This is a genomic window from Pseudomonas sp. NPDC089554 (assembly GCF_050280645.1).
GTDB lineage: Bacteria > Pseudomonadota > Gammaproteobacteria > Pseudomonadales > Pseudomonadaceae > Aquipseudomonas.
On record NZ_JBNNVR010000055.1, the window covers coordinates 1 to 15,823 of the forward strand.

Here is a 15,823-nt window from a genome sequence, read left to right on the forward strand (position 1 = left end):
CGCCACCGCGCCAGCAGATCAGCAGCGACGCCGAGAAACGCCTGGAGGCGATCGCCAACACCCACCGAAACCGGGTGCTCCACCTGAACACGGGTGTTCATTTCGATGAAGTAGAAACGGCCGTTCTCGTACAGGAACTCGAAGGTACCCGCTCCGCGGTAGCCGATTTCGATGCACGCATCGACGCAACGCTTGAAGACTTCCTGGCGGGCCTTCTCGTCGATGCCCGGGGCCGGTGCTTCTTCCAGTACCTTCTGGTGACGGCGCTGCAGCGAGCAGTCGCGGTCGCCCAGGTGAATGGCGTTACCCTGGCCGTCGGACAGCACCTGCACTTCCACGTGACGTGGGTTGGTCAGGAACTTCTCCAGGTAGACCATCGGGTTGCCGAAGGCGGCGCCGGCTTCGGTACGGGTGAGCTTGGCCGAGGAAATCAGGTCCTCTTCCTTGTGCACCACGCGCATGCCGCGACCACCACCGCCACCGGCGGCCTTGATGATCACCGGGTAGCCGACGTCACGGGCGATCGCCAGGGCGACCTCTTCGTCTTCCGGCAGTGGGCCATCGGAGCCCGGTACGGTCGGTACGCCCGACTTGATCATCGCGTCCTTGGCCGAAACCTTGTCGCCCATCAGGCGAATGGTGTCGGCTTTCGGGCCGATGAAGGCGAAACCGGACTTTTCCACCTGCTCGGCGAAGTCGGCGTTCTCGGCGAGGAAGCCGTAGCCTGGGTGAATGGCAGTGGCACCAGTCACTTCGGCCGCAGCGATGATCGCCGGGATGTGCAGGTAGGATTCCTTGGAGGACGCCGGGCCAATGCAGACCGATTCGTCGGCCAGGCCCAGATGCATCAGTTCGCGGTCAGCCGTGGAGTGAACCGCAACGGTCTTGATGCCCAGCTCTTTGCAGGCACGCAGGATCCGCAGGGCAATTTCCCCGCGGTTGGCGATCAGGACTTTTTCCAGCTTCCCAGACATCGTTGGTTCTCCGCGATTCAAACGATGGTGAACAGCGGCTGGTCGAACTCAACCGGCTGACCGTCTTCCACCAGGATGGCGTCGATGACACCGCCGATATCGGCTTCGATGTGGTTCATCATCTTCATGGCTTCGACGATGCACAGGGTGTCGCCTTTCTTCACGCTCTGGCCCACTTCAGCGAAGTTCGGCGAGGTCGGCGAAGGCTTGCGGTAGAAGGTGCCGACCATCGGCGAGCGAACCACGGTGCCTTTGAGGGCCGGCGCTGCGGCAGCGGCTTCGGCGGCTGGCGCGGCGGCTACCGGGGCAGCGGCGGCGGCAGGTGCCGGGGCGAACTGCGGCGGGGCGAAGTACTGCTGGGCAGCTGGGGTCTTGCTGTGACGGCTGATGCGGACGGACTCTTCGCCTTCCTTGATCTCCAGTTCGTCGATGCCAGACTCTTCCAGCAGTTCGATCAGCTTTTTGACTTTACGGATATCCATTAATCATCAACTCCCAAGGTTCGGTCGGGCTCAAATTGAAAACGTGTCGAAAACGTTTCTTCGTAACCTCGGCCCAGTGGGCCAAGGCCTTGTGTCATCAGGGCTGTGCGTTGGCAGCCAGGTGTTCCAGTGCAGCCTCCAGGGCCAGCCGGTAACCGCTGGCGCCCAGACCGCAGATCACCCCTACGGCAACATCGGAAAAGTAGGAGTGATGCCGGAACGGTTCGCGTTTGTGCACGTTGGACAGGTGCACTTCGATGAATGGGATGCTCACCGCCAGCAATGCGTCACGTAATGCGACGCTGGTGTGGGTGAAAGCCGCCGGGTTGATCAGGATGAAGTCCACGCCCTCGTTGCGCGCGGCATGGATTCGGTCGATCAGTTCGTACTCGGCGTTGCTTTGCAGGTACTGCAAATGATGGCCAGCGGCGCGGGCGCGCTGCTCGAGGTCCTGGTTGATCTGGGCGAGGGTCGCGGCGCCGTAGTGGCCTGGCTCGCGGGTGCCGAGCAGGTTGAGGTTGGGGCCGTGCAGCACCAGTAGGGTGGCCATCTGCGGTTTCCTTGGTCTTGTAGGGCAATTCGACATAGCGCGGCGACTATGCCGCAAGTGGGCGGTGAGTGTCCAGTTCCCGGCAATAGCCAGCACGATGTCCGAGATTCACGCAAAGTATGTGACCAAACAACGGTCTTTGGTCACTCTTGCGGAGAAATTTCCCGCTGCGGGGGAAGTTATAGACCGAGTTTGCCGCGCACGCGCTGTAGAACGTTGGCGAAATCGCCGGCGTTTATCTCGCCGACCACCCGATCAGTGGTCATTTCGCTGCCGTTCGGCGCAAAGAACAGCAGCGCGGGTGGGCCGAACAGCTTGTAGCGGTCGAGCAGGGCGCGCTGCTCGGCGTTGCTTTGGGTGATGTCAAAGCGCAGCAGCTTGAAGGCATCCAACTGCGTGGCGACCTGGGGCGCGCCCAGCACTTCACGCTCGATTACCTTGCAGCTGATGCACCAGTCGGCGTACCAGTCCAGCAGCACCGGCTGGCCGGCGGCCTTGGCCTGAGCCAGCGCGGCATCGAGCGCGGCTGGGGTAGTGATGGTCTGCCAGTTATCGGCCTTTGCTGCCGGCGCGCCTGCGTGCGTGGCGACAGGTGCTGATGGCAGAGGCCGCAGTGCGTCGCCTTGGCCGCTCAGTGCGCCATACCAGCACGCCAGGGCGTAGGTGAACAACAACAAGCCAAGCAACTGCGCCAGGCGCTGGCGCGGGGGCTTGGCGACGAACTCCAGGGCGCCGAGGAACAGCGCCACGCCCGCCGCCAGCAGGCCTATCAGCAACAAGGTTATCGGGCCAGGCAGCACGCGGCTGAGCAGACCGATGGCCGAGCCCAGCAAAAGCACGCCGATGGTGTTCTTCACAGTGTTCATCCATGGCCCGCTTTTCGGCAGCCAGGCCGCTCCGCCAGTCGCCACCAGCAGCAATGGCGTGCCCATGCCCAAGCCGAGGGCGAGCAGCTTCAACGCTCCGCCCAGGGCATCGCCGCTGGCGCTGATGTACATCAGCGCGCCGGCCAGCGGTGCCGACACGCAAGGTGACACCACCAGGCTGGAAAGAACACCGAGCACCGCGGCGCCCAGCAGTGTTCCGCCTTTGGTGCGGTTGGCCACGTTCTCCACGCGGCTGCTCAGGGCCTGCGGCAGCTTCAAATCGAACAAACCGAACATGGCCAGCGCGAGCAGCACGAAGAACAGCGCGAACGGCACCAGCACCCAGGCCGATTGCAGGCGTGCCTGCAGGTTCAGGCTGGCGCCGAACAGGCCCATCAGCGCGCCGAGCAGGGCGAAGGTGGCAGCCATCGACAGCACATAGGCCAGCGATAGGGTAAAGCCGCGCCAGCCGCCGACCTGACCGCGCAGCACTACCGCCGAGATGATCGGCAGCATGGGCAGCACGCAGGGGGTTAAGGCCAGGCCGATGCCGGCCAGGAAGAACAGCAGTGTCGATTTCCAGCTCCAGGTTTCAAGCGTGCTGGACGGCTGGCTGTTGCCAACCCCGTCGATGGCCAGGCGTACGGTGTCGGGTGGGTAGCACAGGCCTTTGTCGGCGCAGCCCTGGTAGCCCACCAGCAGGGTGAAGGGCCGTTGGTCGCCAGCAGTGCGCGGCAGTTCGATGTCCAGCACGCCGTGGTACACCTCGACATCGCCGAAGAACTCGTCGTGCTTGGCTTCGCCTGGCGGGATAACGGCCTGGCCCAGGGCAATGGCGGCAGGCTCGGTGCGGAACTGGAAGCGATGGCGGTAGAGGTAGTAGCCCTCGCTGGCGACGAAGCGCAGCTTGATCGACTGGGCATCGGACTGCACCAGGCTGAGCTTGAAGGCTTCGTGCACTGGCAGGAAGTCGGCGCTGTTGGACAGCGAGGCTGCGCCGAGGCTAGCGCTGGGGCGGTTGTCGAGCAGGCCGGAGGCGAAGGCAGGGCTGGCCAGCAGCAGGAACAACAGGAAAAGCAGGCGGCGCATGGCGTACTCGCGAGGTGGAACGTGCCGGCATGATAGCGGAGTTGCCGGGAGTTTGCGGGGGCTGTGCAGCCCCCACAAGGCTCACACCCGAAACGCCCGCACCGCCGTGTTCAGCTCGCCACCCAGCTGCAACAGCTGCTCGCCCTGCTCGCGCCCTTCGCCTATGCGTTGCAGGTTGTCCTCGCCCAGTGCATGAATGCGCTCGCTGTGGTCGCGAATCTCGCTCACCGCGCCGCTCTGCTGGGCGGTAACGTCGGCAATACGCCCTGCCGTGTCGGCAATGGTGCGGATGGAATTAACGATCTCGTCCAGCGCGCCGTCGGCCGCCTGGGCCTGGTTGGCGGTGGCTTCGGCGTGTTCGAGCTGGGTGCGCATGCCGTTTACCGACTCGCGGGCGGCCTGTTGCAAGCGATCGATCAGCGCCTGGATTTCACCGGTGGCGCCGGTGGTGCGTTGGGCCAGCGAACGCACTTCGTCGGCCACCACGGCAAAGCCGCGGCCCATTTCACCGGCCCGCGCCGCCTCGATGGCAGCGTTCAGGGCCAGCAGGTTGGTCTGCTCGGCGATCGAGCGGATCACTGTTAGCACGCCGCCGATGGTGGCCGACTCCTCGGCCAGTTGCTCGATCATCTGCGCGTTGCCCTGCACTTCGTCGACCAGCGAGCGCAGCCCCGACAGGCTCTGGCCGATCACCGCCTGACCCTGTTCCACGGCACGACCGGCGTCGCGGCTGGCCTCGGCAGCGGAACTGGCATCGCCCGCCACCTGCTGGATAGTCGCCTCCAGCTCGCCCAGGGCATCGCGGATTTGCGCCGTGTCACCGGCCTGGCGCTCGGCGCCGTCGTGCAGCGCGGTGCTCATGCCGGCCAGGGCATGGCTGCTGCCGGCGACCTGCTCGGCGTTGTGGCGCAGGGTGCCAACCAGTTCCACCAGGTACTGGCGCAGGCGGTTCAGCGACTCCTGGATATCACGCAGCTCGCGGTTGGTCTTGCCCAGCGCGATCGGCTCGGCGAAGTCGCCCTCGGCCCAGCGCGACAGCGCCGGTGCCAGGCTGGTCAGGGTGCGTGCCAGGCGGCGCTGGAGGGTGTCGACCAGCAGCGCGATCAGCAGGATCAGGCCGATCATCAGCCCCTGCATGATGCGTACTTCGCCGGAGATCTTGCCGTGCAGAGCGCGTACTTCCGGCTCCAGCCCGGCAATCGCCAGGCGTACCGCTTCCAGGCGCTCAGCGGTGCTGGCGGCCAGGGCAGCGCGGCGCTCGATCTGTTCGCGGGTACGTTGCAGTTCGGCGGGATAGCGGCCCAGCAGGCTTTGCAGCTCGCGCTTGAGGCCTACGGCAATGTCTTCCTGCTCTGCGCTGCCCTGGCTTTCCAGGCCCATCATCGCGGCGAAGTCGTCGGCGTTGGATTCTGCGGCACGGGTCACGCCCAGCAACGGTAAGCCATCGACCACCTGCGCCTGGGTGCGGATCAGCTGCAATTCGCGCTCGACCTCGTCGGCCAGCTCTGCCCGGCCACTGCTGACCAGCTTGTCCCTGGCCAGGGACAGGCGGCCCAGGTGCACCGAAGCATCCAGCAGCGGCGCCAGGTAGCGGGCGGCGTCCGGGCTGCCGCTGTCCCTGGCGTAACCCGCCAGTTGTTCGAGGTTGGCGCCCAGTTCGCGTTCGGCCTGCAACAGCAGGGCTTGCGGGTCGCCCGCCAACTTGCCGGCGGCCAGCAGCTCGTTGGCGGTGAACGCTTGCAGGCTGTCGAGGCTGGGGCGCAGCTTGTCGGCCAGCTCCGCAGGCCACAGGCCAAGCTCGGCCTGCAGCTGCGTGTTGGCTTCCACCGCTGCCGCGTGGCGCAGGGCATCGCCGCTGCCCAGGTATGCCTGGATGTTGCTGGCGGCGTTGTTCTGGAAGCTCTGGGACAAGCCCAGGTAGCGCTCCATCATCTGGTAGGGGCGCTCTAGGGCCTTTTGCGACCACCACAGGGTCGCGCCCAGGGCGATACACACGGTCACCAGCAACAGGGTGTTGAAATTGGTCAGCCACTTCAGGCGCATAGCCGCGAACTTCCTGCGGGGGAGTGGAGAGGTAGGTGCCTGAAGTTATTGCGGTTTTGTGACGTGGTGATGACGCCTGGGGCTTGGCGCCATAAAAAAGTGGCACAGTGCCTTTATTGCTGCGCTCCCACAGAACGCCCCCGCTGCTACGGGTCGACCCTCACCACACAGTTGCGCCCTGCATGCTTGGCCCGGTACAGCGCCTCGTCCGCGATGCTGGCCATGGTCAGTGCATCCAGCGTGTCGTCCAGCGTTACCACTCCCGCGCTGAAGGTGCATTGCAAATCCTGCGGCTGCGCCGGGTAGTGGATTTCGGCGAAGCGTCGGCGAATGTCGTCGAGCACCTTGTGCGCCGCCTCGAGCCCGGTATTGGGCATGACGATGGCGAACTCTTCACCGCCATAGCGGCCGATGAAGTCGGTCTTGCGCAGGCGCTGCTTGAGGAACAGCGCCAGGCTCTTGATCACCCGGTCACCCATGGGGTGGCCATGGCGGTCGTTGATCTTCTTGAAGTGGTCGATATCCAGCATGGCGAAGCTCAGCGGCTGCGCTTCGCGGCGGGCGCGGAAGCTGCAATCCTCCAGCAACTGGAGGATATGCGTGTGGTTGTACAGCCCGGTGAGGCTATCGCGCACCATGCGGGCCTTGAGGTGGCGAGCGCGGGCGGCGCGGTTGCGCACGGTGGTGATCAGCTGGCGCGAGCGAATCGGCTTGGTCAGGAAGTCGTCGCCGCATTCGCTCATGGCATCGAGCTGTTTGTCCAGGTCGTCCTCGGCCGACAGGTAGATGATCGGCACGCTCACGTAGCGGTCGTTGTGGCGGATCACCTTGGCCAGTTCCATGCCGGTGCAGTCGGGCATGTACATGTCGAGGATGATCAGGTCGGGCTGGAAATCCGCCAGCTCGCTCATGGTGCGCAGCGGCTCGCTCAGGGTGCGGGTGATGATGCCGGCGCTGTTGAGCAGGCGCTCGGTGTGCATGGCCTGGGCGCGTGAGTCGTCGATGACCAGCACGCGGAACGGGTCGTACTGGGTGGCGCAGGTCAGGCGTTCGACCTTTTCCAGCAGGCTCGACGCCTCCAGGGTGCCGGTCAGGAACTCCTGGCCGCCGGCGCGTACTGCGGCCAGACGGGTGGCAGTGTCGGGCTCCTGGTGGCTGAAGAACAGCAGCGGGATGTTCAGTGCCTGGCCCTGCTGCGCTGCGGCGGCCAACTGCAGGCCCTGGCCGCTGCCGGTGAAGTCGACGTCCATCACGATCGCCGACGGCAGGCGTTCGGCCATCGAGGCGTGAAAGGCCTCGGCGCTGTACAAGGGCTGCACGCCCAGGCTGAAGAATTCCAACTGCTGGGCCAGGCGCTCGGCGCGGTCGTGGTCTTGCAGCAGGATGTACACCGGCTTGCGCAGCGGCGGCAGGGGCACGTCGTCGAGCTGGTCGCCTTTGCGCAGGCCGGTGCGCGACAAGCGTTGCATCAGGCGGTTGAGCTCACCGATCAGCGCCGAGTTCAGCCGCGCCTGGTTGGCTTCGATGGCGTGCAGGGTCTGGCCAATGGCCGTGGACAGGTTACTGTGCTCGGGCTGCTCGAAGCGTTCGGCGTAGCGTTGCAGACGCAGGTTGGCCTCGCACAGCTCGCCCAGGTCGCCGTTCGACCACTCGCCACGCTGCAGGCGCTGCCAGATTTCGAGAATCTGCCGGGCTTGCAGGATGACCCGCTGGGCAAAGTGCTGCTTCAAGCGCTCGTGGTTGGGCTCGACGGGTTGGCTCATGTCCTGGCTGCTTGTTGGAGGTTGGTATGCAGGTTCAATGATGGCTCTATGCTAGCAGTTCTTTTCCCTCCTGCGAGTGCCCTGCATCAACAAAGTACGTAGGACAATTATTCATATCCTGACTCATTGGTCGCTTATGCGTACGGCGGTGTCTGCTTTATAGTGCCGTGACGCGGGCTTGCCGTGGCACCCTGGCCGAGGCCTGTGGTCCAAGCCCCTGAACCGTCATGATTGATAAGGACAACGCCATGCTGGACTGGAAAAACCGCGAGGCCAAAGCCGAGCCGCGCGAGCGTGCCGAAGGCCGCGGCGCCGCCACCCGTAGCTACCTCGGCGGCCTGTGGAGCCGCGCCCTGGGTACCTTGATTGGCCTGTACCTGCTGGTGTGCATCGGCCTTGGCTGGTACTGGAGCCAGGAACCCGAACTGTTCCCGGTGCAACAAAGTGCCCAGGCCGCGTCTGAGCGCAACGGCCAGCAGATGGTGGTGGGCTACACCACGGTCGAAACCCTCAAGACCGTTGCCGGCACCCTGCTCGACAAGCCGGGCGGCTACATCTCCAACGACCGCTTCCCACCTGGCCTGTGGATGGACAACATGCCGAGCTGGGAATACGGCGTGCTGGTGCAGGTGCGTGACCTGTCCCGCGCCATGCGCAAGGACTTCGCCCGTTCCCAGTCGCAGTCCACCGAAGACGCCGACCTGGCCAAGGCCGAGCCGCGCTTCAACTTTGACAACAAGAGCTGGATCCTGCCGTCGAGCGAGTCGGAGTTCGAAGAGGGCATCAAGTCGCTGACCCGCTACCAGGCGCGCCTGGCCGCCGGTGACCAGGGCGCCATCTTCTATACCCGCGCCGACAACCTGAACAACTGGCTGGGCGATGTCGCCACCCGCCTGGGCTCGCTGTCCCAGCGCCTGTCGGCCAGCGTTGGCCGGGTGAAGCTGAACAACACCCTGAAGACCGAAGCCGTGCTGCCGGGCCAGGCGCCGCAGGTTGATGAAGAAGTGGTGGAAACCCCGTGGTTGCAGATCGACAACGTATTCTACGAAGCCCGTGGCCAGGCCTGGGCGCTGTCGCACCTGCTGCGCGCCATCGAGGTGGACTTCGCCGACGTGCTGGCGAAGAAGAATGCCACTGTCAGCGTGCGCCAGATCATCCGTGAGCTGGAAGCGTCCCAGGAAGAACTGTGGAGCCCGATGGTGCTCAACGGTAGCGGCTTCGGCATGTGGGCCAACCACTCGCTGGTCATGGCCAACTACATTTCCCGCGCCAACGCTGCTGTCATCGACCTGCGCCAGCTGCTGTCGCAGGGCTGAGGATGACCATCGACCCCAAGGAAGCCGCGCACCGCGCGGCTTCCGACCTTGAGCATGTCACCTGGGTGGATGAGCACGACAAGGTGCTGGGCGAACTGCCCCGCGCCGAGTTGCGCGAGCGCGGGCTGATTGGCCGCTGCACCTTCATCCTGCTGTTCAACAGTGCCGGCCAGCTGTGCGTGCATCGACGTACCTTGAGCAAGGCGCTGTACCCTGGCTACTGGGATGTGGCCGCTGGCGGCATGGTCGGGGCAGGGGAGTCGTACGACCATTCGGCAGCGCGTGAGCTCGAGGAAGAGCTGGGTGTCGGCGGCGTCGCACTGACCTTCCACGAGAAATTCCACTTCGACCTGCCGGGCAACCGGCTGTGGTGCGCGGTGTATTCGGCGGTCTGGGACGGACCGCTGAGCTTGCAACCCGAGGAGGTCATGGAGGCGCGGTTCATCAGCGTCGAGCAGGCTGAGGCCGAAGGGCAGGTATTGCCTTACTGCCCGGATTCGCTGGCAGCGTTGCAGCGCTATAAGGCCAGCCTGGGTCAGTAGCAGTCGTAGGTCGCAAAACATTCGCAAAATGCCGCAATCCGGTACTTAGCAAGCGATGCATTTATCGTTACACTGCGCGCCCTTTCCGGGCTGGCGCCGCACCTGCGCCAGTTAGCGCCGCCCCTGCCAGAGTGGGGCTTCGCGGTCGGCACCCGCCGGCCATTTTTTGTCCTCAGCAAGAGGAACAAAAGTGTCCAAGAAAGCTTCTTCCTTCGCCGCCCTGGGCGGTCTCGTGTACTCCACCGATGCTGGCCGGCATTGCCCGGACTGCGGCAAGCCTGTGGATGACTGCGTGTGCAAGCTGCAGGTCATCCCCGAAGGCGACGGCATTGCCCGTGTGCGCCGCGAAAGCAAAGGCCGTGGCGGCAAGACCGTGACCACCGTCAGCGGTGTGCCGCTGGCGCTGGAGCAACTCAAGGCGTTGGCCGCTAACCTCAAGCGCCGCTGCGGTACGGGCGGTGCCTTGAAGGACGGGGTGATCGAGATCCAGGGCGACCACGTCGAGCTGCTGCTCGCAGAGCTGGCCAAGCAAGGTTTCAAGGCGAAGAAGTCCGGCGGCTGATGCTTGCCGCGACACTTTTCCTACAAAGCCTAAACTCGTTGCCGTGACCAGGGTCTATTCCAGGGCACGGATGAATCGTCATTTTCAGCTTCTACACTGCGTCCGCCCCATGCGGGGCAGTGTCTTCGACTTATATATGGGGGACTTGAATGTCCGTACGACGCACACGCAAAGACGATGGCAGCCAGTGGACCGCAGCCGACAGCCGCAGTGTTTATGGCATCCGCCATTGGGGCGCGGGTTATTTCGCCATCAATGAAGCCGGGCGTGTCGAAGTACGCCCCAACGGCCCTAACAGCGCGCCGATCGACCTGTTTGAACAGGTCGACGAGCTGCGCCAGAGCGGCCTGTCGCTGCCGCTGCTGGTGCGCTTCCCAGACATCCTGCAAGACCGCGTCCGCCAGCTGACCGGTGCCTTCGACGCCAACATCGCGCGCCTGGAATACCAGAGCCAGTACACCGCGCTGTACCCGATCAAGGTCAACCAGCAGGAAGCGGTGGTGGAGAACATCATCGCCACCCAGAACGTCTCCATCGGCCTGGAAGCGGGCTCCAAGCCCGAGCTGCTGGCAGTGCTGGCGCTGGCGCCCAAAGGCGGCACCATCGTCTGCAACGGCTACAAGGACCGCGAGTTCATTCGCCTGGCGCTGATGGGCCAGAAGCTCGGCCACAACGTGTTCATCGTGATCGAGAAGGAGTCCGAGGTCGCCCTGGTGATCGAGGAAGCCGCCGAGCTGAAGGTCAAGCCGCAGGTCGGCCTGCGCGTGCGCCTGTCGTCGCTGGCTTCGAGCAAGTGGGCCGACACCGGGGGTGAGAAGTCCAAGTTCGGTTTGTCTGCCGCCCAGCTGATCTCGGTGGTGCAGCGCTTCCGTGACGCCGGGCTCGACCAGGGCATTCGCCTGCTGCACTTCCACATGGGCTCGCAGATCGCCAACCTGGCCGACTACCAGCACGGCTTCAAGGAAGCCATCCGCTACTATGGCGAGCTGCGTGCGCTGGGCCTGCCGGTCGACCACATCGACGTCGGCGGCGGCCTGGGCGTGGACTACGACGGTACCCACTCGCGCAACGCCAGCTCCATCAACTACGACATGGACGACTACGCCGGTGTCGTGGTGGGCATGCTCAAGGAGTTCTGCGACGCCCAGGGCCTGCCGCACCCGCACATCTTCTCGGAGAGCGGCCGCGCCCTGACCGCGCACCACGCCATGCTGGTGGTGCAGGTCACCGACGTCGAGAAGCACAACGACGATGTGCCGACCATCGAGAACAAGGAAGCCCTGCCCGAGACCGTGCAGTGGCTGGTCGACCTGCTCGGCCCGACCGATATCGAAATGGTCACCGAGACTTACTGGCGCGCCACCCACTACATGGGCGACGTGGCCGCGCAGTACGCCGACGGCAAGCTGAGCCTGGCCGAGAAAGCCCTGGCCGAGCAGTGCTACTTCGCCGTGTGCCGCCGCCTGCACAACTCGCTCAAGGCCCGCCAGCGCTCGCACCGCCAGGTGCTGGACGAGCTCAACGACAAGCTGGCCGACAAGTACATCTGCAACTTCTCGGTGTTCCAGAGCCTGCCCGACACCTGGGCCATTGGCCAGGTGCTGCCGATCATCCCGCTGCACCGCCTGGACGAAGAGCCCATGCGTCGTGCGGTGCTGCAAGACCTGACCTGCGACTCGGACGGCAAGATCAACCAGTACGTCGACGAGCAGAGCATCGAGACCAGCATGCCGGTGCATGCGGTGCGCGAAGGCGAGGACTACCTGCTGGGCGTGTTCCTGGTGGGCGCGTACCAGGAGATCCTCGGCGACATGCACAACCTGTTCGGCGACACCGACTCGGTGAACATCTACCAGAACGCCGATGGCAGCGTGTACCACGCCGGTATCGAGACCCACGACACCATCGAGGACATGCTGCGCTACGTGCACCTGTCGCCGGAGGAGTTGATGACCCACTACCGCGACAAAGTGGCCAGCGCCAAGATCAGCGCCCGCGAGCGCACGCAGTTCCTCGATGCACTGCGCCTGGGCCTGACCCGCTCCTCGTACCTGTCCTCCTGAGGCGGTTACACCTGGTCACGTTTCCAGGCCAGGGCGTCGTTCGAGGGGTGGCACTAAGTGGCAGAAGCCTTGTCACTTAGTGCCATGAGGCTGCGCTGGCAGCCTCGCCCCCAATGCCTTGGAGCGCCTGGAATGAGCACGCCTGCCTACCCCCACACCCGTCGCCTCGACCTCACCGAGGAACTGTTCGGCCAGCCCGTTGCCGACCCCTATCGCTGGCTCGAGGGCGATACCCGCCAGCATGCCGAAGTCGCCAGCTGGAGCGCTGCGCAGAACGCCTGTGCGCAGGCTTATCTCGATGGGCTGCCTGGCCGCGAGGTGTTCGTCGAGCGCCTGAGCGCCTTGTTCGACCACGACCGTGTCACCGCGCCCTACAAGCGTGGCGGACAGTATTTCTATACCCGCAGCGCCGGGCTCGAGGCCCAGGCCAGGTTGCACGTGCGCGGCAGCGTGCAGGGCGAGGACCGCGTGTTGATCGACCCGAACCAGTGGTCTGCCGATGGCTCGACGGCCATGGCCGATTGGTCGGTCAGCCCGCAAGGCGCCCATGTGGCCTATGCCGTCCAGGAGCGCGGCTCGGACTGGCGTACCCTGCGAGTGGTCGAGGTGGATACCGGGCGGGTGCTCGAGGACACGCTTCACTGGGCACGTTACACCCAGCTTTCCTGGTCGGGCGACGGCCGCGGGTTTTTCTACTCGCGCTACCCGCAGCCTGCCGACGAGGCAGCCTTCGAAGCCCAGCTCAGCGGCCACGCCATCTACTACCACGAGCTGGGCACCACGCAAGCGCAGGACCGGCTGGTGCATGCCACCCCCGAGCAGCCGCACCTGCTGCACGTCTTCGATATCACTCCGGATGGCCGCTACCTGGCGGTCTATTCGACGCCCGGTACCAACAGCATGACGCTGTCGGTGGTGGACCTGGCCACCCCCGACTGGCCGCTGCGCCAGCTGGATGCCAGCTACGAGAACGAATGGGGCGTGGTCGGCAACGTCGGTACCCGGCTGGTGCTGGTCACCACTCGGGGGGCGCAGCGGCGCAAGATCGTCAGCGTCGAGCTGGCGGATGCCCAGGTGGCGTTCGTCGATGTGGTAGGCGAACAGGAGGGCGTGCTCAACGAAGTGGCGTTGGCCGGTGGCCGGCTGCTGGTGGCCTATCTGGCCGATGCCCGCACGCATATCCAGCGCTTCACCCTCGACGGCGTTGCCGAAGGCGAGGTGACCTTGCCAGGCATCGGCAGCGCCGGGGGCTTTCGTGGTGATCCGCAGGGCACTGAATTCTTCTACGTCTTCACCAGCTACGACGCACCAACCACCATCTACCGCTACGACGTGGCCGAGGGCACCAGCCAGGCATGGGCGCAGCCGCAGGTGGCGGCAGACCTCGACCGGGTGGTGGTCGAGCAGCATTTCTACACCTCCAGGGATGGTACCCGGGTGCCCATGTTCCTGATGCGCCCCAAGCACCTGCGTGGCCCGGCGCCGACGCTGCTGTACGGCTATGGCGGTTTCGGTATCAGCCTGATCCCGGCGTGGTCCCCGGCGCAATACGCCTGGGTGGAGCAGGGCGGGGTGCTGGCGGTGGCCAACATTCGTGGCGGTGGCGAGTACGGCAAGGACTGGCACGCGGCGGGCAGCCTTGGGCGCAAGCAGAACGTATTCGACGACTTCATCGCCGCTGGCCAGTACCTGAAGGCGCAGGGCATCACCAGCAGCAATGGCCTGGCGATCCAGGGCGAATCCAATGGCGGGCTGCTGGTGGGCGCGGTGGTCAATCAGAACCCAGGGCTGTTCGATGCAGCCTTGGTCGGGGTGGGCGTACTCGACATGCTGCGCTACAACACCTTCACCGTAGGGCAATTGTGGGTCGGGGAGTTTGGCGACCCTGCCAAGGAGGCCGATTTCCACACCCTTCGGGCCTACTCGCCGTATCACAATATCGCTTGCGGCCAGCCATACCCGGCGATCCTCGTCACCACCGCCGATGGCGACGACCGCGTGGTGCCGGCGCACACCTTCAAGTACGTCGCTGCCTTGCAGGCCGCCGATATCGGCGACAAGCCTCATCTGGCGCGGGTCTATGGCAATACCGGGCACGGGGCGGGGAAATCGATGGCCAGCGTGATCGATGAGCTCGCCGAGCAGTGGGCCTTCGCGGCGTACTGGACCGGGTTGGATGTCGCTGTGCGTTGACCCTGGTGGGGCGCCAAGCGCCCCCCTTCAGCTCACCCACAACCCCTTTTGCTGCAACCGCCACCCCACCCACCCCAGGGTCAGTGCCCGCAGCGCCATAAAGCCCAGGAACGCCAGCCACAGCCCGTGGTTGCCGAACCCGCTCAAACCTAGTGCCAGCGGTGCTGCCAGCAGCACGCTGAGCAGCATCGCATTGCGCATTTCTCGCGCCCGGGTGGCGCCGATGAACAGCCCATCGAGCAGGTAACTCCACACCGTGACCAGCGGCAGCACCGCCAGGTACGGCAAGAACGGGTAGGCCGCTGCGCGCACGCTGTCGATGTCGGTCTGCAGCTCGATGAACAGGTGCCCGCCCAGCAGGAACGCCCCGGCGAACACCAGGCTGACCAACAGCGACCAGCCGCCGGCCACCACCAGGGAGCGGCGTAGCGTCTGCCGGTCGCGGGCGCCGATGGCGTGCCCGCACAGGGCCTCCACCGCATGGGCCAGGCCGTCGAGGGCATAGGCGGTCAGCAGCAGGCCGTTGAGCAGCAAGGCATTGGCGGCCACCGTGGCCTCGCCCAGGCGCGCGCCCTGCATCGTCAGCAGCAGGAACACCAACTGCAACGCCAGGCTGCGCAGGAAGATGTCGCGGTTCACCGCCAGCAGCGGGCGCCAGGCCTGCCAGTGCTTGAGCGCGGCCCAGGCAATGTGCCCCGGGTAGGCGCGCAGGGCCGGGCGGGTGAGGGCCAGGCCCAGCAGGGCGCCGCTCCATTCGGCCAGTACCGAGGCCCGCGCCGAGCCCAGCACGCCCCAATCCAGGCCCAGCACGAACCACAGGTTCAGGGCGATGTTCAGCAGGTTGGTGACCAACAGTATCGCCAGCGGCGCGCGGGCATTCTGGGTGCCGAGGAACCAACCGACCAGGGCATAGCTGGCCAGGGCCGCGGGCAGGCCGAGCAGGCGGGTGTGGAAGAAGGCCTCGGTCCCCTGGCGCAACGCCTCGCTGGGTTGCATGGCCTGCAGCGCCAGCTGGCTGAAGGGCAGGGCGAGCAGGGCGATCAGCAGGGAAAACGCCACGGCCAGCAGCAGCCCCTGCACCAGCACCTGGCGCAGCGCCGCGCCGTCTTCACGCCCTGCGGCCTGGGACGCGAAGCCGGTGGAGCCCATGCGCAGAAACCCCATCAGGCCGACCATGAAGGTGAACAATGTCGCCCCTACTGCCACTGCGCCTAGCTGGTGGGCGTGGGGCAGGTGGCCGATGACCGTGCTGTCGACCAGCGCCACCAGCGGCACCGAGATGTTGGACAGGATCATCGGCGCGGCCAGGGCCCAGACCTTGAGGTGGGAGGGGCGGTGGCGCCAGTCGGTGAGTGTTGAATGCATAAGGTTCGGGCACGT

Annotated in this window: 11 protein-coding genes and 1 pseudogene; 5 read left to right on the forward strand and 7 right to left on the reverse strand. The window is 65.4% G+C overall.

All coding sequences use genetic code 11. The features are described from left to right. The 6 genes and pseudogenes from ACQKPE_RS16545 to ACQKPE_RS16570 form a co-directional block, all read right to left on the reverse strand. A partial coding sequence (locus ACQKPE_RS16545) for a biotin carboxylase N-terminal domain-containing protein (protein WP_427667481.1) occupies positions 1-974 on the reverse strand: 974 nt, incomplete at its 3' end. Positions 975-991: 17 nt separating this feature from the next. Continuing rightward, positions 992-1,456 (reverse strand): acetyl-CoA carboxylase biotin carboxyl carrier protein, encoded by a 465-nt coding sequence (gene accB / locus ACQKPE_RS16550; protein ID WP_427667483.1) that lies wholly within the window; start codon positions 1,454-1,456, stop codon positions 992-994. A 97-nt stretch (positions 1,457-1,553) separates the two neighbouring features. Next, a complete protein-coding gene (gene aroQ / locus ACQKPE_RS16555) occupies positions 1,554-2,006 on the reverse strand; it encodes a type II 3-dehydroquinate dehydratase (protein ID WP_427667484.1) in 453 nt (150 codons plus the stop codon). 179 nt (positions 2,007-2,185) lie between these two features. Continuing rightward, entirely contained in the window at positions 2,186-3,961 is a 1,776-nt protein-coding gene (locus ACQKPE_RS16560) for a protein-disulfide reductase DsbD (protein WP_427667486.1), read from the reverse strand. An 81-nt stretch (positions 3,962-4,042) separates the two neighbouring features. Continuing rightward, positions 4,043-4,558 (reverse strand): annotated as a pseudogene (locus tag ACQKPE_RS16565) (methyl-accepting chemotaxis protein); the annotation flags it as partial. A 1,592-nt stretch (positions 4,559-6,150) separates the two neighbouring features. Continuing rightward, positions 6,151-7,767 carry a GGDEF domain-containing response regulator gene (locus tag ACQKPE_RS16570; protein ID WP_427667488.1) on the reverse strand — a complete coding sequence of 539 codons (1,617 nt, stop codon included), beginning with the start codon at positions 7,765-7,767 and terminating at the stop codon, positions 6,151-6,153. Positions 7,768-8,015: 248 nt separating this feature from the next. Here ACQKPE_RS16570 and ACQKPE_RS16575 point away from each other — a divergent pair, with 248 nt between their 5' ends. The 5 genes from ACQKPE_RS16575 (at position 8,016) to ACQKPE_RS16595 (ending at position 14,443) form a co-directional block, all read left to right on the forward strand. Further along, on the forward strand, positions 8,016-9,083 hold the full coding sequence (locus ACQKPE_RS16575; RefSeq protein WP_427667490.1) for a DUF2333 family protein: 1,068 nt from the start codon (positions 8,016-8,018) through the stop codon (positions 9,081-9,083). A gap of 2 nt (positions 9,084-9,085) precedes the next feature. Continuing rightward, positions 9,086-9,625, forward strand: coding sequence for an NUDIX hydrolase (locus tag ACQKPE_RS16580; protein ID WP_427667492.1), 540 nt, complete (start codon positions 9,086-9,088; stop codon positions 9,623-9,625). Positions 9,626-9,815: 190 nt separating this feature from the next. Continuing rightward, positions 9,816-10,187: a translation initiation factor Sui1 gene (locus tag ACQKPE_RS16585; protein ID WP_427667494.1), complete on the forward strand. Its 372-nt coding sequence runs from the start codon at positions 9,816-9,818 to the stop codon at positions 10,185-10,187. A 149-nt stretch (positions 10,188-10,336) separates the two neighbouring features. Beyond that, a complete protein-coding gene (gene speA, locus ACQKPE_RS16590) occupies positions 10,337-12,250 on the forward strand; it encodes an arginine decarboxylase (RefSeq protein ID WP_427667496.1) in 1,914 nt (637 codons plus the stop codon). 132 nt (positions 12,251-12,382) lie between these two features. Continuing rightward, complete coding sequence (locus tag ACQKPE_RS16595; protein WP_427667498.1) at positions 12,383-14,443, forward strand: prolyl oligopeptidase family serine peptidase; 2,061 nt, start codon at positions 12,383-12,385, stop codon at positions 14,441-14,443. A 27-nt stretch (positions 14,444-14,470) separates the two neighbouring features. On the opposite strand, the gene ACQKPE_RS16600 is transcribed toward ACQKPE_RS16595, so the two are convergent. Next, positions 14,471-15,808 (reverse strand): MATE family efflux transporter, encoded by a 1,338-nt coding sequence (locus ACQKPE_RS16600; RefSeq protein WP_427667500.1) that lies wholly within the window; start codon positions 15,806-15,808, stop codon positions 14,471-14,473. Positions 15,809-15,823 lie beyond the last annotated feature (15 nt).

What these genes read in the sequence shown, in the direction of transcription:
- accB (WP_427667483.1), bottom strand. Translation starts at nt 1,456, where the DNA reads ATGGATATCCGTAAAGTCAAAAAGCTGATCGAACTGCTGGAAGAGTCT.
- aroQ (WP_427667484.1), bottom strand. Translation starts at nt 2,006, where the DNA reads ATGGCCACCCTACTGGTGCTGCACGGCCCCAACCTCAACCTGCTCGGC.
- ACQKPE_RS16560 (WP_427667486.1), bottom strand. Translation starts at nt 3,961, where the DNA reads ATGCGCCGCCTGCTTTTCCTGTTGTTCCTGCTGCTGGCCAGCCCTGCC.
- ACQKPE_RS16570 (WP_427667488.1), bottom strand. Translation starts at nt 7,767, where the DNA reads ATGAGCCAACCCGTCGAGCCCAACCACGAGCGCTTGAAGCAGCACTTT.
- ACQKPE_RS16575 (WP_427667490.1), top strand. Translation starts at nt 8,016, where the DNA reads ATGCTGGACTGGAAAAACCGCGAGGCCAAAGCCGAGCCGCGCGAGCGT.
- ACQKPE_RS16580 (WP_427667492.1), top strand. Translation starts at nt 9,086, where the DNA reads ATGACCATCGACCCCAAGGAAGCCGCGCACCGCGCGGCTTCCGACCTT.
- speA (WP_427667496.1), top strand. Translation starts at nt 10,337, where the DNA reads ATGTCCGTACGACGCACACGCAAAGACGATGGCAGCCAGTGGACCGCA.
- ACQKPE_RS16595 (WP_427667498.1), top strand. Translation starts at nt 12,383, where the DNA reads ATGAGCACGCCTGCCTACCCCCACACCCGTCGCCTCGACCTCACCGAG.
- ACQKPE_RS16600 (WP_427667500.1), bottom strand. Translation starts at nt 15,808, where the DNA reads ATGCATTCAACACTCACCGACTGGCGCCACCGCCCCTCCCACCTCAAG.